We start from the raw sequence: 17,085 nt of genomic DNA on the forward strand, positions 1-17,085 counted from the left end.
AGCAGTGAGAGCGACTTTGGTGCGTCCGACAGGACGCACGGCGCTCGAATATCCGTCTCGTTGCTTTCGGGCCTCGTTATGATCCATCCGGTCGCGACGAGACGGACTTCCATGAAGGACAGTTTGATGCAGGCGACAACGGAAAAAGTAGTCCCTCTCTCATCACACGCAGTAAATTCTCCGGTCAGTTCTTCGGGCATGCCCTTTGTCGCTCTGCGCGGCATAACCAAGCGCTTTCCGGGTGTCGTCGCCAATAATAATGTCAGTACAGATATCTGGCCGGGAGAAGTTCATGTTCTCCTTGGCGAGAACGGCGCAGGTAAATCCACTCTTGTCGGCATGCTGTCCGGGCTGCAGCAGCCCGATGATGGCTGGATCGAGGTGGATGGCGCACAGGTCAACATCACATCGCCCCGCCATGCCTTGTCGTTGGGGATCGGCACAGTGTTCCAGCATTCCATGCTGGTGCCGAGTTTGACGGTGGTCGACAATTTTACGCTTGGTGGCGCTTGGTGGCGGAAACCGGATCGCAACGGCGTTGCAAAGCGGATCAACGAAACCGCAAGCCGCGTGGGATTGCGGGTCGATCCTTTTGCACTCGTCTCCAGCCTGTCGCTTGGCGAACGCCAGCAGGTGGAAATTCTGCGTGCCTTGATGCGCGGCAGCCGATGCCTGATCCTTGACGAAGCAACAGCCATGCTGACGCCCAACGAGGCTGTGTCGCTGGGGCAGTTGATGCGGCGGCTCGTGGCGGAAGGGCTGGCGGTCATATTCATCACCCACAAGCTCAACGAGGCGCTTGCCTATGGCGATCGGATTTCCGTGTTGCGCCTCGGCAAGAATGCTGGCGCTATCGCACCGGAAGAACTGAAATCCCATACCGATGCGGAAAACACAGCCAATATCATCCAGCTCATGTTCGGCAATGCCGCTACGGGCGACGGTGAAACTGCGCCCCGTGTCAGTCGCGATCTGGGCGCGACGGTGCTGTCGGTCGAAAAGCTGAACTCCAGTGCTGGGCGCATTCCGGTTCGCGATGTTTCGCTGACCATCCGCGCACGGGAAGTGCTGGGAATTGCCGGGATCGATGGCAACGGCCAGAAGGAGCTGGCAGAAGCGCTTGCAGGGCAATCTCCATCTGTCGGAAGCGTTCGCTTGCACGGAACTGAAATCGGCGCGCTTTCGGTCGGTGAACGCCGTACGGCAGGCTTGCGCTACGTAACGGATGATCGTCTGGGCGAAGGAACGGTGGGCGCTTTCGCGGTCGCCACCAATTTCCTGTTGAAGGACATCGGCGCCGCCCCCTTCTGGCGCAAAGGGCTGGAAAAACCGCAACAGATCCGCGCTCAGGCTGCCGAACATGTTCGCAATTTCGATATCCGCACGCCGGATGTCCAGACGCCGGTTGGCACTTTGTCGGGCGGCAATATCCAGAAGGTTCTGCTGGCGCGTGAACTGACCGGCGCAGCCGAAGCGGTGATTTTTGCAAAGCCGACCTATGGGCTCGACGTGAAAAACATTCGGGCCACCCGCCAGCGTATTCGCGATGCCGCGGATGCTGGCAAGGCCGTGTTGTTGATTTCCACCGATCTGGACGAGCTTCTGGAGCTTGCCGACAGAATAGCCGTGATCGACCAGGGCAGAGTGCTTGGCACGGTCCAAAATGGAGCAGGCGCGCGCGATGCCATCGGCCGTCTGATGAGTACCGGAGAAGAAGAATGAGCGATCAGCAAGCCGGCACGGCGGGGATGGCTGGACAGATGACACGTCCGCCTTTTTCCGCGTGGGGCAGAATCCTTGCCGTCAGCGTTGGACCGCTGGTCGCGGCCCTTGTTCTGGGTGGGTTGATCCTGCTCGCCATGGGCGTCAATCCCTTAAGTTACTATGCCTATGTGGTCGAGCGGGGGATTTTGTCGCCGTCCGGCCTTTCGGCAACGTTGACCCGTATGGGGCCATTTCTGCTGATCGCGGCAAGTCTGATCGTGGCTTTCCGCGCTGGCATCTGGAATCTCGGCGGCGACGGGCAGTTTTTGCTCGCTGCGGTCATTGTCGCGGCCACGACGCCGCTTATGCACACGGCCGGATTGCCAATCTGGCTCAACCTTGCCGTCGGTCTGGTGATCGGTCTGGCGGTCGGTGCCGTCTGGGGCCTGCTGCCCGCTATGCTCAAGGCGTGGCATGGCATCAATGAAATCATCACCACTTTGATGATGAGCTTCCTTGGCGTTTCGCTGGCCAATGTTTTGGTAAAGCTTGCCTTTCTCGATCCGGCGACCACGACCCCGCAAACGCGCACGCTTCCGGTGGATGCGCGCCTGCCGAAACTGTTTGATACGACCATCTCATCGGGCCTGATCATCGGCCTCGTCGTTATCATCGCCATGCATCTGATGATGACGAAAACGTCGTTTGGCATGAAGCTGCGGCTGGTCGGAGCCAATCCGCGTGCTGCTGTTCATGCCGGACTTTCGGTGCCGAAACTGACGATTGCCGTCTTTGCCATTTCGGCAGGCCTTGCCGGACTGTCCGGCGCCGTGGATATTCTGGGCACGCAAGGCAATGTCCGTGCGGACTGGAACCCGGCCTATAGCCTCACGGTGGTGCCGCTGGTTTTCCTCGCACGGCTTAACGGCTTTGGCTCCATCGCTTATGTCTTCCTGTTCTCCGCACTGACAATTGGTGGGGAAAGCGCGGCACGTCGGCTCGGTGTGCCAAGCTTCTTCTCGCTCGTCATCGTGGCGCTGTTGCTCATCACGCTGGCGCTGGCGGAATATTTTGACAAAAACCGCCGTTACCGGGCGAAGGTCTGAGGAGGAGAAAACATGGCGCTTTTTACGGAAAGTTTCATCATCACCCTGTTTCTCGGCGCAATTGCTGCGGGTACGCCACTTTTGCTGGCCGGGCTTGGCGAGCAATTGTCGGAAAAGGCAGGCGTGCTGAATATCGGTCTCGAAGGCATGATGCTGGCCGGTGCCTATGCCGGTTTTCTGGTGGCATGGACCACCGGCAGCATGGGGCTGGGCTTTGTCGGCGGCATCGCTGCAGGCGCGTTTATCGCATCCTTCATGGTGCTTTTCTGCGTGCGGCTTGGCCTCAATCAGATCGTCATAGGTATTGCCCTGACGCTGGCCGTCCAAGGCCTGACTGCGCTCCTGCATTTTGTGCAGTTTTCGCAAACATATCCACGTCTGGACGGTGCTCCGAAATGGCCGGTCTGGCCTTTGTCCGAAATCCCCGTGCTGGGGCCAATTCTGTTCAACCATAATCCGGTTGTCTATGTGGCGGTCATTCTGGTCGCGGTTTTCGCCTGGATCTACCGGATGACGCATCTCGGTACGGCCCTGCAGGCTGCGGGCGATAAACCGGCGGCACTTGATGCAACCGGTGTGGATGTTGTCCGCACGCGAAGCATTGCCGTGTTGATAACGGGTGCATTGGCCGGTCTTGGCGGTGCCTTCATGTCGGTCGCAGTTGCAGGCGTGTTCATTCCGTTCATGAGCCATGGCAATGGCTTTATCGCTATCGTGCTTGCCATGCTGGCGCGGGGCAGGCCGCTATGGGTATTGGGTGGCGCATTGCTGTTTGGTGTCAGCCTGTCGCTGGCAACGGCGTTGCAGGTCGCTGGTGTCAATGTTCCAACAGACGTGATCCAGATGTTGCCATTTGCGATGGTCATGCTGGTACTGCTGATCGCAGGCCGCAAAGCAAGCCTGCCGCAGGCGCTGGGCGAAAGCTTCGTGCGCGGAGCACGCTGAGCCAAATTTTTTGCACACAGCGCAGAGCATAATTGAGAGGCCGGAACATCGCTTTGATGGTCCGACCTTTTGTCGTTGGATAGGCCATTTTTCCGCACCAGGCTGCGTTGCAAAAGTTGGAAAAAATATCTGCCTGATTGGTCTTATGAACTTCCTTGCGCCAGAGCGACACAGCGGAAGTAAAGAATTTTCCCCAGACGGTATGAGGTTAGACGTTCGTTCCTGTGGCTGCGCTCAATTGCCTTTAACATAAGAACAAGAAGAAGCCGGTGTTTCAGGAGCAGTATTGATGCGCATTTCAAGACGTAAGTTTGCAGGTCTTCTCGCCGGTGCAGCTGCATTACCATTGGTGGGCAGCGCGCCTGCTTTCGCGCAGGAAAAAGTGCTGCGCATCGGCTACCAGAAATATGGCACGCTCGTTCTGCTCAAGGCACGCGGCATTCTCGAAGAGAAGCTGAAGAAGATCGGTTTTGACGTGCGCTGGACCGAGTTTCCGGCAGGGCCGCAGCTTCTTGAAGCGCTGAATGTTGGTGCCGTCGATTTTGGTACCACCGGCGAAACGCCGCCAATCTTCGCGCAGGCAGCCGGTGCGCCGCTTGTCTATATTGCGCATGAACCACCAGCGCCGACCGGTGAAGCAATTTTGGTGCCCAAAGACAGCCCCATCAAGACGGTCGCGGAGCTGAAGGGCAAGAATGTTGCGCTGAATAAAGGCTCGAATGTTCACTATCTTCTGGTCAAGGCGCTGGAAGATGCCGGGCTTGCCTATACCGATATCAAAACCACCTTCCTGCCGCCCGCTGATGCACGCGCCGCCTTCGAGCGCGGTGCAGTCGATGCCTGGGTCATCTGGGATCCTTTTCAGGCGGCTGCGGAAATTGCCATTGAAGCGCGTGAATTGCGCAATGGTGAAGGGCTCGTTCCCAATCACCAGTTTTATCTTGGCGCGCAGCCTTTCGTGGATGCATATCCGGAAGCCATCGATATCGTCATCGACGCGATTGCCGAGATCGATACGTGGATCAAGGACAATACGGCGACGGTCGCAGCCGAGCTTGCGCCTTCGGTCGGCATTCCGGAGAATGTGCTTGTCCGCGCCGTCGAGCGCCAGTCCTATGGTGTCAAGCCGCTTGATGCATCGGTTATCGCCCAGCAGCAGGCAATTGCAGACACTTTCTTCAAGCTCGGCCTCATTCCGAAGGAAATTTCCATTGCCGAGGTGACGCGCAAGGGAGCGGCCTGATGGCGGACTCAACAATTTCCGGCTTTGCCGGAAAGAGCAGGACAACTGATGTCCCGCGTCTTAAATCGCTCGGCAAGGCGCTCGCACCTTGGGCATTGCCGATTGTTCTTTTGATCCTCTGGGAGGTTGCCGCGCGCACGGGTCTGATCACGGCGCGACTGATGCCTGCTCCAAGCACGGTGGCGGCGGCATTCTGGAAATCGCTGCTGGACGGAACGCTGATCTATCATACCTATATTTCCACGCAGCGCGCACTGATCGGTCTCATTATCGGCGGCGGGCTGGGCTTTGTCGCTGGTATCGTCAATGGTCTGTGGAAGCCTGCCGAAACCTTGCTCGACAGCACCTTGCAGATGTTGCGCAATATCCCGCATCTGGCGCTTGTTCCGCTTGTCATCCTGTGGTTTGGCATCGACGAAACCGCCAAGATATTTCTGGTTTCCATCGGCGTTTTCTTCCCGATCTATATCAACACGTTTTACGGCGTGCGAACCATCGACCCGCAATTGATCGAGATGGCGCATGTCTACGGATTGGATCGCAAGGCTCTGATCCAGCGTATTATTTTGCCCGGCGCGCTGCCGTCGATCCTCGTCGGTCTGCGCTATGCTCTGGGCTTCATGTGGCTGACGCTGATCGTTGCCGAGACCATCTCCGCTACCAGCGGCATCGGCTACATGACGATGAATGCGCGTGAGTTTCTAATGACCGATGTGGTGCTGCTCGGCATCATTATCTACGCCCTGCTTGGCAAGGTGGCTGACACGGCAACCCGCCTCATCGAAAAGCGAGTGCTCGTCTGGCATCCGGCCTATCAGCCGGAGAAAGGCAAAAGCTGATGGCTGCGGTTCAGGACACATATGAGGTGGAAGCAGTTGCTCATAGTGCGGATGCGAAGGGCGGATTGCCCGTTTCGCTTTCTCATGTAGACCGCACATTTGGCAGCCTCAAAGTATTGCGGCACTTCAATCTGGAGGTGCCATCCGGGCAGTTTCTGGCCGTTGTCGGACGCTCTGGCGGTGGTAAGTCCACGCTTCTGCGTCTGATTTCGGGTCTCGATCTGCCCGATGGCGGGCGCGTTGCTGTTGGCGGAGAATCGCTAACCGGGATCAGCCCGTCGGTGCGTCTGCTTTTTCAGGAAGCGCGGCTGGTGCCGTGGCAGCGTGTGACCGACAATGTCGGCATAGCGCGCGGCGAGAACTGGCGTGAGGCCGCACTGTCGGTTCTATCCGATGTCGGGCTGGAAGGGCGCGGCAATGACTGGCCTTCCGTTCTGTCCGGTGGTCAGCGCCAGCGCGTGGCGCTCGCTAGGGCGCTGGTCAGCGATCCGAAAATTCTGCTGCTGGACGAACCCTTTGGCGCACTAGATGCGCTGACACGCATCGAGATGCACCGTCTTTTGGAGCGCATCTGGACTGAGCGCGGCTTTACTACTGTGCTGATCACCCATGATGTGTCGGAAGCCGTTGCTCTCGCAGACCGTGTGATCGTGTTGCGCGAAGGATCCATTGCGCTCGATATCGACATTGATCTGGAGCGCCCGCGACGTGAACTTGCCGATGCCCGCGCAATTGATCTGCAGAAGCAGATTCTGGACGCAGTCTAAGCGGTTTCCCCCGAAACAATGTTATATAGACGCTGCGATCTGAATAGATCGCGGCGCGAAGCTTTGCTGGCTCTTGACAGCAACCGCGATATCGATAAATTCCAACTGGACTAGTGGAAATACCAGTGGGTCAGTGGGAACTGCGGTGATCGTCGCACATAATCTTCTGCTCGATAAAAATACGGGTCTTGGGCGAAATCTGGAGAGGCGCACCATCAAGGATGTGATCGCCGACAAGATCGCAGCTCTTATTGCGTCCGGTTTGCTGGCGGTTGGAGATGAGCTGCCAGGCGAGCGGGAGCTGTCCGCAGCCCTTTCGGTCAGCCGTCAGACGGTACGCAGCGCTATTCAGACGCTTGCTGCGCGTGGCGTGCTGGAAGTCTCGCACGGATCGCGCACGCGCGTTGCCAAAGCTGATCTTTCCGGCATGGCGGTAGGCATAACATCGCGGCTCAATGTCGATCTTTACGATGTCCATGCCGTGCATGCGGCGAGACTTCTGGTTGAGCAGCAGATTGTCGGCGATGCCGCAGAGCGTACTTCGGACGAAGCGCTGGATATACTGCGTCGTTCGCTCAAGGCGCAAGTCGATTGCCTGAACGATCCCGTGCGGTTTCTGATTTGCGACCGCGAGTTTCACGTCACTATCTATCGCGAATGCGGAAATCCGTTGCTCGCGGATATAGTCACCGATCTTTACACCTACATGCTGGAGCATCGCCGGCGCGCGGTTGCGCAGCCGGGCGCGATTGATGGCAGTTTTTCCGACCATCAGGCGATCTTGCAGGCGCTGGAAAAGCGCGACCGGAACGCAGCCATGGCGGCTTTCGCCGCGCATGAAGAGCGGATTTACGTTTCAACAAAGAACTTGCTTGCCAAAGTGCGCGACAAACGCGGCTGAGGGCGCTGGATGCTGACCGCATCCATGAATGGGAAAGGCAGAATTGCATGCATGTTTTGATTATCGGCGCGGCAGGAATGGTTGGCCGCAAGCTTTCCGAAGCAATCGCCTGTGACGGCGGCATTGACGGAAAGCCCGTCGAGCAACTGACGCTGGTGGACGTGATTGCGCCGACCCCACCGGAAGGCTTCACCGGCACCGTTCATGCGAGCGCAGGCGATATTTCCGACGCTGCCGTCACACGCGCGCTGATTGCCAAGCGCCCGGACCTCATCTTTCATCTCGCCGCCATCGTTTCCGGCGAGGCCGAACTCGATTTCGACAAGGGCTATGCGATCAATCTCGACGGCACGCGCTATCTGCTCGAGGCGATCCGCAAGGAAGGCGAAAAAGCGCCATACAAGCCGCGCGTTGTCTTCACATCCTCCATTGCCGTGTTCGGTTCGCCATTCCCGGAGAAGATCGATGACGAGTTTTTCCTGACGCCCCGCACCAGCTATGGCGCGCAAAAAGCTATCGGCGAATTGCTGCTGGCAGATTATGCCCGCAAGGGTTTTCTGGATGGCATTGGCATTCGCCTGCCAACGGTCTGCATTCGCCCCGGCAAGCCAAACAAGGCGGCTTCGGGCTTCTTCTCTAATATCCTCCGCGAACCTCTGGTCGGGCAGGAAGCTATCCTGCCGGTCGATGAATCGGTGCGCCATTGGCATGTAAGCCCGCGCCGAGCCGTTGGCTTTCTGCTGCACGCTGCGACCATCGATCTGGCCAAAGTCGGTCATCGCTGCATTCTCAATATGCCGGGTTTGTCGGCAACAGTCGGTGAGCAGATCGAAGCTCTTCGTCGTGTCGCAGGCGACAAGGCGGTGGCGCTCATTCGTCGTCAGTCCGATCCGTTGATCGAAAGCATCGTGTCCGGATGGGCACAGGATTTCGATGCGAGCCGCGCCACCGCACTCGGTTTTGTCGGCGACAAGTCCTTCGATGAAATCATCCGCATCCATATCGAGGATGAGCTCTCCTAGAGCCTGAACGGCCTCGATATCAACGAGCGGTAACGCAGAAAATAACGGGAGGTTTCGCATGACGCCGGGCAATACGGCAACCGTGATCGGTCTTGGCTCGATGGGGTGGGGCGCTGCCCTGTCCCTGCTGCGGGCCGGGTTTCACGTCAAGGGCGTGGATATCCGCGATGAAGTGCTGAAGCGGTTTACGGCGGAAGGCGGCGAGGCTTTTTCCGCGCCTGCAGATGCGGGCAAAAGCGATGTCGTCTTTGTCTTCGTGGTCAACTCCGATCAGGCTAAGGAAGTGCTGTTTGGCCCGAAAGGCGCGGTGCAGACTGCCGCACCCGGCACGGTGTTTCTTTTGTGCGTGACGATGGCGCCGAGTGTCACGGTCGAGATCGCCACCAAGCTTGAAGCTGCGGGCATGGCGGTCATCGACGCTCCGGTTTCCGGCGGTTTTCAAAAGGCGCTGACCGGTGAAATAACGGTCATGGGTTCCGGCGCGGATGCCGCTTTCGCGAAAGCGGCCCCGGCTCTGGACGCCGTTGCGGCCAAAGTTTTCCGGCTTGGCGAAGAGCCGGGCCTTGGCTCAAAAGTCAAGATGATCAATCAGTTGCTGGCAGGTGTTCACATTGCAGCTGCTGCGGAAGCGCTGACGCTTGCCGCCAAGGTTGGCCTTGATTTGCAAACTGTGTTCGATGTTATCCGCGTTTCCGCTGGCTCGTCATGGATGTTCGAAAATCGCGGGCCGCATATCGTCGATGGCGATTACACGCCACGCTCGGCGGTGAATATTTTCGTCAAGGATATGGGGATTGTGACTGGCGAAGCGTCTGATGCAGGCGGTTCCACGCCGCTTAGCGAAGCCGCGCTGGCCTTGTTCAAGCAAGCATCCGAGGCCGGTTTCGGCCTCGAAGACGATGCCGCCGTGGCCAAAATATTAGCCGCGCGTAGCGGCATTGTCCTGCCGGGCATGCCGGACGCGGAGAAATAACCATGGCTATCGTATTGGGCGCCATTGCCGATGACTTCACCGGAGCCACGGACCTCGCCGGATTGCTGGCCCGCAGCGGCTATCCGGTTTCCCTGCGTTTCGGATTGCCCGACGAAAATGAAGCCCCGGGCGTGGCAACGACAGCACCTTTCGAGATCATCGCGCTGAAATGCCGGACCATCCCGGTTGACGAGGCCGTCAATCAGGTGCGCGCGGCATATGCGTGGCTAAAAGCCGCCGGTGCACAGCGGTTCTATTGGAAATATTGCTCAACTTTCGATAGCACTGCCGAAGGTAATATCGGGCCGGTCGCCGAGGCGCTGATGGACGATATCGGCGCGTCGCAGACGATCTATTGCCCGGCTTTTCCCGAAAATGGCCGTAGCATTTTCATGGGGCATCTTTTCGTCGGCGAGCAGCCGTTGGATGAAAGCCCGATGAAGGATCATCCGCTGACGCCGATGCGGGATTCCAGCCTGGTGCGCTTGCTGCAGCCGCAGGTGAAAGGCAAGGTTGGGCTTGCCAATCGCCTCGTTGTGGCGCGAGGTGCCGATGCCTTGAAGGCGCGGCTTGCCGAACTCGCCCGTCAGGGCGTGGCGCATGTCATCGTCGATGCAGTTGCCGACGAGGATCTCGGAATCATTGCCGAGGCGACGATGGATTTGCCCTTGCTCACGGGCGGCAGCGCGCTTGCCATGTCGTTGCCGGGACTTCTCGCTAAAGCGGGACAATTGCAGCATAGCAAACAAGCGGCGCAGGCACCTGTTGTGCGTGAGGGCCAGATCGTGCTCTCCGGCAGTTGTTCGGCGATGACGCTGAAACAGGTTGCGCATTATGCGGACAAGGCGGCGAGCTATCGCCTCGATCCGCTGGAACTGGCCGAGCATGGCGCAGGCGAAGCCATCGCATGGCTCCGGCAACGTCCCTTGGATGAGCCGAAGCTCATCTATGCCAGCGCAGAACCGGCTTCGGTCCGTGCAGCACAGGAAAAGCTCGGTGTTGAATGCGCAGGCCAGATTGTCGAAGAGTCTCTTGCAGCGCTGGCGTGTGAGGCTTTCAGCCTCGGCATTCGCCGTTTCGTTGTGGCGGGCGGTGAAACATCCGGTGCCGTCGCACAGGCGCTCGGCGTTTCCCGCGTGATGGTGGGGCAGGAGATCGCGCCCGGCGTTCCATGGACTTTCGCCACGGTGGAAGGCGAGGCGGTCGCGCTTGCGCTCAAATCGGGCAATTTCGGCTCGGAGGCCTTCTTCGAAACGGCATTGCGCAAGCTGGAGGCCGCATGAGCGAAGAAGCGAAACTCCGCGAAACCATATGCCTGATGGCGAAGTCCATCTTCGACCGAGGGCTGACCGGTGGTTCGTCGGGCAATATTTCGGCGCGCCTGTCAGACGGACGGCTGCTTGTGACCCCGACCGGCAGTTCTTTCGGTAATCTCGATCCGTCAAGGCTGTCGCTTTTCGATCAGCAGGGCAACTTCATCGGTGGCGACAAACCAACCAAGGAAATGCCGTTGCACGCCGCTTTTTACGAAACGCGGGCAGCCAAAACGGGCGCTGTGGTGCATCTGCATTCCTGCCATTCCGTCGCCCTGTCCATGCTGCCGGATGTGGACCCGGACAATATGCTGCCGCCGCTGACGGCCTATTCGATCATGAAACTCGGCAAGGTAAAGCTGCTGCCATATTTCATTCCCGGCGATCCTGCCATGGGCGATGCAATCCGCGGTCTGGCGGGCAAGCGCAGCGCGGTAATGCTGGCAAATCACGGGCCGGTCGTTGCCGCCAAGGATCTGGAAGCGGCTGTCTATGCGGTTGAAGAACTTGAGGAAACGGCGAAGCTCGCCATGCTCACGCGCGGCTTGAAACCGAACATGCTGACGGAGGCGCAAATTCGCCAGATCGTCGATAAATTTGATGTGGAGTGGGATTAATATGGCCAGTTTTTCAGCCAATCTCGGCTTTCTCTGGCAGGAATTGCCGCTGCCTGACGCCATCCGCGCGGCAAAGGCCGTCGGGTTTGATGCCGTGGAATGCCACTGGCCCTATAATTTTGATGCGGGCGATGTCGCGGCCGCCTTGCGCGAAACCGCGCTGACGATGCTCGGCCTCAACACAAGTCGCGGCAATGTCGAGGCCGGAGATAATGGTCTGGCGGCGGTTCCGGGACGAGAAGAAGAGGCGCAGGCGGCGATTCGTCAGGCAGTTGATTATGCCGTCGCCATTGGAGCGCTTAATATCCATGTCATGGCGGGAAAGGCGGAAGGTGAGGTGGCGCATCGCACATTCCTCGCCAATCTCACCTATGCCTGCGAGCGTGCCGCCGCACATGGCATAACGATCCTGATCGAGCCGCTGAACCACCGCGATGCGCCGGGATATTTTCTGAAGACATCGGAGCAAGCCATTGAAATCATTAGCCAAGTGGCGGCAAGCAACCTGAAGCTGATGTTCGATTGCTACCATCTTCAGATCATGGAAGGCGATATCAGCAAGCGGCTGGAAGCGTTGCAACCGCATATCGGACATGTCCAGATTGCTGCCGTACCTGACCGTGCAGAACCCGACCATGGCGAGCTGGATTACCGGCATATCGTGCGTTTGCTCGATACTCTGGGCTATGAAAAGCCTCTCGGTGCTGAATATCGCCCGAAAACCACGACTGATGCGGGGCTGTCCTGGCTGTCCGGGTTCAAGGCTTTGTGATGATGGCGGCGGGTCGCATGGTATCTTTGTCTAATGTTTCGGGATTGCGGCAAAACGAGATTGACTCACGGCGTTTGACCGGCCATCAATGGACAAGTGGTCCGTTCACCTTACCAGTTAAGGGCGGAACGGTACCGGCAGGGAATTGACGGCATACGCAGTAAGCGCGCCGAGTATCGGCTGCGCAGCATCGACCTAATATTGAAATTCGATAATGCATGCAGGCCGAAGCATATCCGCCCTCCGGGTTACGAGGATCGACAGGATCTTGCTTCAATAGAAAATTCAGATTGAACGCGCTCTGAGGCCGGAGCGGCAACACGGAGGAATGCTGCAATGAGTGAGGCAACAGGTGCGAAGAGTGGGGCCATTGCGCTTGTCACCGGCGGCGGTACAGGCGTGGGTCGCGCTATCGCCAAGGCCCTCGGAGCACAAGGTTATCATGTCGTCATTTCCGGTCGTCGCATCGACGTGCTGGAAAAGGCAGCATCCGATCTCGCCTCGCAAACGGGGGGAAGCTTTCACCCAATCGCAGCTGATGTGGGCGACCCGGTCGCCGTGCGCAAACTTTTCGACGCGATTGTTGAAAAGTTCGGACGGCTCGACCTTCTGGTCAACAATGCGGGCGTTCTCGTTCCGGGTGTGCCGCTTGAAGAGGTTACGTTCGAAGACTGGAGCGCGATTGTCGGCGCCAATCTGACGGGCGCATTTCTGTGCACTCAGCAGGCTTTCCGGGTGATGAAAGCGCAAAATCCGCGTGGGGGCCGCATCATCAACAATGGGTCCATTTCTGCGACCACACCGCGCCCCAATTCAGCGCCTTATACCGCGACGAAACACGCCATTGCGGGCCTGACCAAATCGACCGCGCTCGACGGTCGCAACTTCGATATTGCCTGCGGCCAGATCGATATTGGCAATGCCGCCAGCGATATGACGCAGAAGATTTCGACGGGTGTCATTCAGGCCAATGGAACCATGGCGGCGGAGCCGACCATTGATCCGGCGCATGTCGCCAATGCGGTCGTCTATATGGCAAGCCTGCCGCTGGACGCCAATGTGCTGACCATGACCGTTATGGCAACCAAGATGCCCTATGTGGGCCGGGGCTAGATAGTCAGCGAGACAAGAACAACAGGCGCCGGAAGAGGAATTCGGCGCAGCAAATACCGAAGTAAGGAGAATATTCGCGCGTACGCATCCCGAGTGTGTGAAACGGTTTTCGGACAAGATGCGTACCAGGGAAGATGGGCATGACGGAAGTGAGGAGCCGTCATTTACGTCTTCTGAAAAACAGAATGCAATCTGGGAGGAGATGCATGGCCACTGTTCAGTTCGCCGAAGTGAAAAAGTCTTTCGGCAATTTCCCTGTCATCAAAGGCGTCAATATCGATATTGAAGACGGCGAGTTCGTCATTCTCGTCGGCCCGTCGGGCTGCGGAAAATCGACCTTGCTGCGCATGCTGGCCGGGCTGGAGAATATCTCCGGCGGCGAAATCCGCATCGGCGGACGGCCGGTCAACAACCTGCCGCCCAAGGAACGCGACATCGCCATGGTGTTCCAGAACTATGCGCTTTACCCCCATATGACGGTCGCCAAGAACATGGCGTTCTCGCTGATGCTGAATTCGGCACCGCAGGCGGAAATCGACAAGCGCGTGAATTATGCCGCGGGCATTCTCGGCCTGACCAATCTGCTCGACCGTTATCCACGTCAGCTTTCAGGCGGTCAGCGCCAGCGCGTGGCCATGGGCCGCGCCATTGTTCGCGATCCGCAGGTCTTCCTGTTTGATGAGCCTTTGTCGAACCTCGACGCCAAGCTGCGCGTGGCGATGCGTGCCGAGATCAAGGAACTGCACCACCGCTTGAAAACAACGACCGTTTACGTGACGCACGACCAGATCGAGGCCATGACCATGGCCGACAAGATCGTCGTCATGCATGACGGTATTGTGGAGCAGGTCGGCTCGCCGCTGGAACTCTATGATAATCCCAACAATCTGTTTGTAGCGGGCTTTATCGGTTCCCCGGCCATGAACATGATCAAGGGCAAGCTCGATCCGCAAAATCCGCAAGTGTTCGTGGCTTCCAATGGCACAAGGCTGCCATTGTCATGCGCCTATCCGCAGGCGGCGGGACGAGACCTCGTTTACGGTCTGCGTCCGGAATATATCCGGCTTGACGGCGCGGGGCTGGCTGCGCCGGTGGTGGTGATAGAACCCACCGGCTACGAAACCCAGATGGTGGTGAATTTCGGCGGTACGGAAGTCACCTGTGTTTTCCGCGAGCGTATCGATGTGCGTCCCGGAGAGGCGATCAATATTTCGATCGATCCAGGCAATGTTCACCTCTTCGACGAAGAGAGTGGCATGCGTCTTATTGCATGAATTTATACAAGACACGCTGAAGGAGGGGAGAGCCGGAGGTCGTGTCTTTTCTGGGAAATCGCATTTCACCAGATACCCGTTTTCGCCTGTAGGGACAGCGAATGCGGCGTAACCAAGTCCCATTTTTTGGAGGAGGAGCATAATGACTATCAGAAGAAGAACATTCCTGACGGGAACGGCTAGTCTTGTTGGTGCAGCTGGTCTTTCGGGTATGGGCATTCGTCCATCTTTCGCAGCCGAACCGGAATATAAGCCGGAAGCGGGCGCTAGCCTGCGCGTGTTGCGCTGGACGCCTTTCGTAAAGGGCGACGAGGACAGCTGGCTCGCCAACACCAAGAAGTTCACCGAAGCCACTGGTGTCGAAGTTCGCATCGACAAGGAAAGCTGGGAAGATATTCGTCCGAAAGCTGCTGTTGCCGCCAATGTGGGGTCCGGCCCCGATATTGTTATGTGCTGGTTCGACGATGCTCACCAATATCCCGACAAGCTGGTCGATCTGACCGAGCTTGGCACCTATCTCGACGGAAAATATGGCGGTTTCTATGACGGCCTCAAGGGTTATGCGACCCGCGAAGGCAAGTTCATCGCCATGCCACTGACGGCCATTGGCAATGCGATTGTCTATCGCGACAGCCACATGAAAGCGGCTGGTTTCAACGAGTTCCCGCAGGACACGAAAGGCTTCCTTGAGTTGTGCAGGGCCATGAAGGCCAAGGGAACGCCTGCCGGTTTCCCGCATGGCAAGGCTGTCGGTGACGGCAACAACTATGCGCATTGGCTGCTCTGGAGCCATGGCGCACAGATGGTGGATGAAAGCGGCAAGGTGACCATCAACTCACCCGAAACGATTGCTGCGATCAACTATGCCAAGGAGCTTTACAAGACCTTCATTCCGGGCACGGAAAGCTGGCTCGACATCAACAATAACCGCGCTTTCCTCGCGGGTCAGGTGTCGCTGACGGCCAATGGCGTTTCCATCTATTACGCCGCGAAGAACGACCCGAAGCTCGCGGAATTCGCGGCTGATATGCGCAGCACGAACTTCCCCGTCGGTCCGGTTGGCAAGAGCGTCGAACTGCATCAAACCAGCTCGCTTCTGCTGTTCAAACATACGAAATATCCCGAAGCCGCCAAGGCTTACATCAAGTTTATGATGGAAGCCGACCAGATGAATGCCTGGCTTGAGGGCTCCAGCGCCTATTGCTGCCAACCGCTCAAGGCGTTTGCAGATAATCCGGTCTGGAAGGCCAATCCGATCCACGCGCCTTATGCCCGTGCTTCGGAAACGCTGCGCCCGAATGGCTATGCCGGTCCGCTCGGCTATGCTTCGGCAGCCGTTATGGCCGACTATGTTCTGGTCGACATGTTTGCCGCCGCTGTCACAGGCGCTTCCACGCCGGAAGAAGCTGTCGCGAGCGCTGAGAAACGCGCAAACCGCTATTATCGCGTCTAGTCGCTAGAGCTGAGGCGCGAGGGTGTACCCCGCGCCTCGTTTCTTTTGTGGTTCTGGAGATGTGTATCCATGACGATGACCAATTCACCCGGTAGCGGACTATCCGGAAACCCCGGTGCGATAAAACAGCCCTTCATGTCTCGCCTGGCGAACAATCACAACATGCTGGGCTTTCTGTTCATGCTGCCTGCAGCGGTCTTTCTGGTCTGCTTCCTGACCTATCCGCTCGGTCTCGGCGTCTGGCTCGGCTTTACCGACACGAAGATTGGCCGCGATGGCATTTTCATCGGCTTGGAAAATTACGAATTCCTGTGGGATGACAGCGTCTTCTGGCTGTCGGTGTTCAATACGGTGCTCTACACGACCGTCGCGTCGGTTCTGAAATTCGGTCTCGGCCTCTGGCTTGCGCTGCTTCTAAACGAGAACCTGCCGTGCAAATCCTTCTTCCGTGCCATCGTGCTGCTGCCATGGGTGGTGCCGACGGTGCTTTCAGCGCTGGCATTCTGGTGGATCTACGATGCCCAGTTCTCGATCATTTCATGGTCGCTGATCAAAATGGGCCTCATCGAACAACCCATCAACTTCCTTGGCGATCCCACCAATGCGCGGCTTTCGGTGATTGCGGCCAATGTCTGGCGCGGCATTCCCTTCGTGGCAATCTCGCTTCTCGCCGGTTTGCAGACTATTCCGGCCTCGTTGCAGGAAGCGGCTTCGCTGGATGGCGCCTCAAGCTGGCAGCGTTTCCGGCATGTGACATTGCCAATGCTGACGCCGATCATCGCCGTTGTGATGACGTTTTCCGTGCTGTTCACCTTCACGGATTTCCAACTGATCTACGTTCTGACCAAGGGCGGTCCGGTCAATGCAACTCATCTGATGGCGACTCTGTCATTCCAACGCGCCATTCCCGGCGGCCAATTGGGTGAGGGCGCTGCGATTGCAGTCGCAATGATCCCGTTCCTGCTTGCCGCCATCATGTTTTCTTTCTTCGGCTTGCAACGTCGCAAATGGCAGCAGGGCGGGAGCGACTGACAATGGAGATG

At 58.0% G+C, this 17,085-nt stretch carries 16 protein-coding genes; all 16 read left to right on the forward strand.

Annotated elements, in window-relative coordinates:
• Positions 1-111 precede the first annotated feature (111 nt).
• The 16 genes from FHW03_RS05545 (at position 112) to FHW03_RS05620 (ending at position 17,074) form a co-directional block, all read left to right on the forward strand.
• Positions 112-1,722: an ABC transporter ATP-binding protein gene (locus tag FHW03_RS05545; protein WP_377514202.1), complete on the forward strand. Its 1,611-nt coding sequence runs from the start codon at positions 112-114 to the stop codon at positions 1,720-1,722.
• Positions 1,719-2,810: an ABC transporter permease gene (locus FHW03_RS05550; protein WP_182519713.1), complete on the forward strand. Its 1,092-nt coding sequence runs from the start codon at positions 1,719-1,721 to the stop codon at positions 2,808-2,810. Before FHW03_RS05545 ends, FHW03_RS05550 begins: the two co-directional genes overlap by 4 nt.
• Before the next feature lie 12 nt (positions 2,811-2,822).
• A complete protein-coding gene (locus FHW03_RS05555) occupies positions 2,823-3,755 on the forward strand; it encodes an ABC transporter permease (protein WP_078339138.1) in 933 nt (310 codons plus the stop codon).
• A gap of 289 nt (positions 3,756-4,044) precedes the next feature.
• Positions 4,045-4,998, forward strand: coding sequence for a sulfonate ABC transporter substrate-binding protein (locus FHW03_RS05560; RefSeq protein WP_182519714.1), 954 nt, complete (start codon positions 4,045-4,047; stop codon positions 4,996-4,998).
• Entirely contained in the window at positions 4,998-5,837 is an 840-nt protein-coding gene (locus FHW03_RS05565) for an ABC transporter permease subunit (protein ID WP_182519715.1), read from the forward strand. Before FHW03_RS05560 ends, FHW03_RS05565 begins: the two co-directional genes overlap by 1 nt.
• Positions 5,837-6,604 carry an ATP-binding cassette domain-containing protein gene (locus FHW03_RS05570; RefSeq protein ID WP_182519716.1) on the forward strand — a complete coding sequence of 256 codons (768 nt, stop codon included), beginning with the start codon at positions 5,837-5,839 and terminating at the stop codon, positions 6,602-6,604. Before FHW03_RS05565 ends, FHW03_RS05570 begins: the two co-directional genes overlap by 1 nt.
• Positions 6,605-6,749: 145 nt before the next feature.
• Positions 6,750-7,505, forward strand: a complete 756-nt coding sequence (locus FHW03_RS05575; protein ID WP_182519717.1) for an FCD domain-containing protein — start codon at positions 6,750-6,752, stop codon at positions 7,503-7,505.
• A 47-nt stretch (positions 7,506-7,552) separates the two neighbouring features.
• A complete protein-coding gene (denD, locus tag FHW03_RS05580; RefSeq protein WP_182519718.1) occupies positions 7,553-8,527 on the forward strand; it encodes a D-erythronate dehydrogenase in 975 nt (324 codons plus the stop codon).
• A gap of 58 nt (positions 8,528-8,585) precedes the next feature.
• On the forward strand, positions 8,586-9,500 hold the full coding sequence (gene ltnD / locus FHW03_RS05585; RefSeq protein ID WP_182519719.1) for an L-threonate dehydrogenase: 915 nt from the start codon (positions 8,586-8,588) through the stop codon (positions 9,498-9,500).
• 2 nt (positions 9,501-9,502) lie between these two features.
• On the forward strand, positions 9,503-10,783 hold the full coding sequence (gene otnK / locus FHW03_RS05590; RefSeq protein ID WP_182519720.1) for a 3-oxo-tetronate kinase: 1,281 nt from the start codon (positions 9,503-9,505) through the stop codon (positions 10,781-10,783).
• Entirely contained in the window at positions 10,780-11,430 is a 651-nt protein-coding gene (otnC, locus tag FHW03_RS05595; RefSeq protein ID WP_182519721.1) for a 3-oxo-tetronate 4-phosphate decarboxylase, read from the forward strand. Before otnK ends, otnC begins: the two co-directional genes overlap by 4 nt.
• A 1-nt stretch (position 11,431) precedes the next feature.
• On the forward strand, positions 11,432-12,202 hold the full coding sequence (locus tag FHW03_RS05600; RefSeq protein ID WP_182519722.1) for a TIM barrel protein: 771 nt from the start codon (positions 11,432-11,434) through the stop codon (positions 12,200-12,202).
• A 336-nt stretch (positions 12,203-12,538) separates the two neighbouring features.
• The gene (locus FHW03_RS05605; protein WP_182519723.1) at positions 12,539-13,315 is read left to right on the forward strand and encodes an SDR family oxidoreductase; all 777 of its coding nucleotides are present in this window, start codon (positions 12,539-12,541) and stop codon (positions 13,313-13,315) included.
• 206 nt (positions 13,316-13,521) lie between these two features.
• Entirely contained in the window at positions 13,522-14,589 is a 1,068-nt protein-coding gene (locus tag FHW03_RS05610) for a sn-glycerol-3-phosphate ABC transporter ATP-binding protein UgpC (RefSeq protein WP_182519724.1), read from the forward strand.
• Between the two features lie 142 nt (positions 14,590-14,731).
• A complete protein-coding gene (locus FHW03_RS05615; RefSeq protein WP_182519725.1) occupies positions 14,732-16,042 on the forward strand; it encodes an ABC transporter substrate-binding protein in 1,311 nt (436 codons plus the stop codon).
• Between the two features lie 135 nt (positions 16,043-16,177).
• Positions 16,178-17,074, forward strand: coding sequence for a carbohydrate ABC transporter permease (locus FHW03_RS05620; RefSeq protein ID WP_182520064.1), 897 nt, complete (start codon positions 16,178-16,180; stop codon positions 17,072-17,074).
• Positions 17,075-17,085: the final 11 nt, after the last annotated feature.

The sequence above is a fragment of the Ochrobactrum sp. RH2CCR150 genome, assembly GCA_014138095.1.
In the GTDB taxonomy this organism is placed as follows: Bacteria; Pseudomonadota; Alphaproteobacteria; order Rhizobiales; family Rhizobiaceae; genus Brucella; species Brucella gambitense.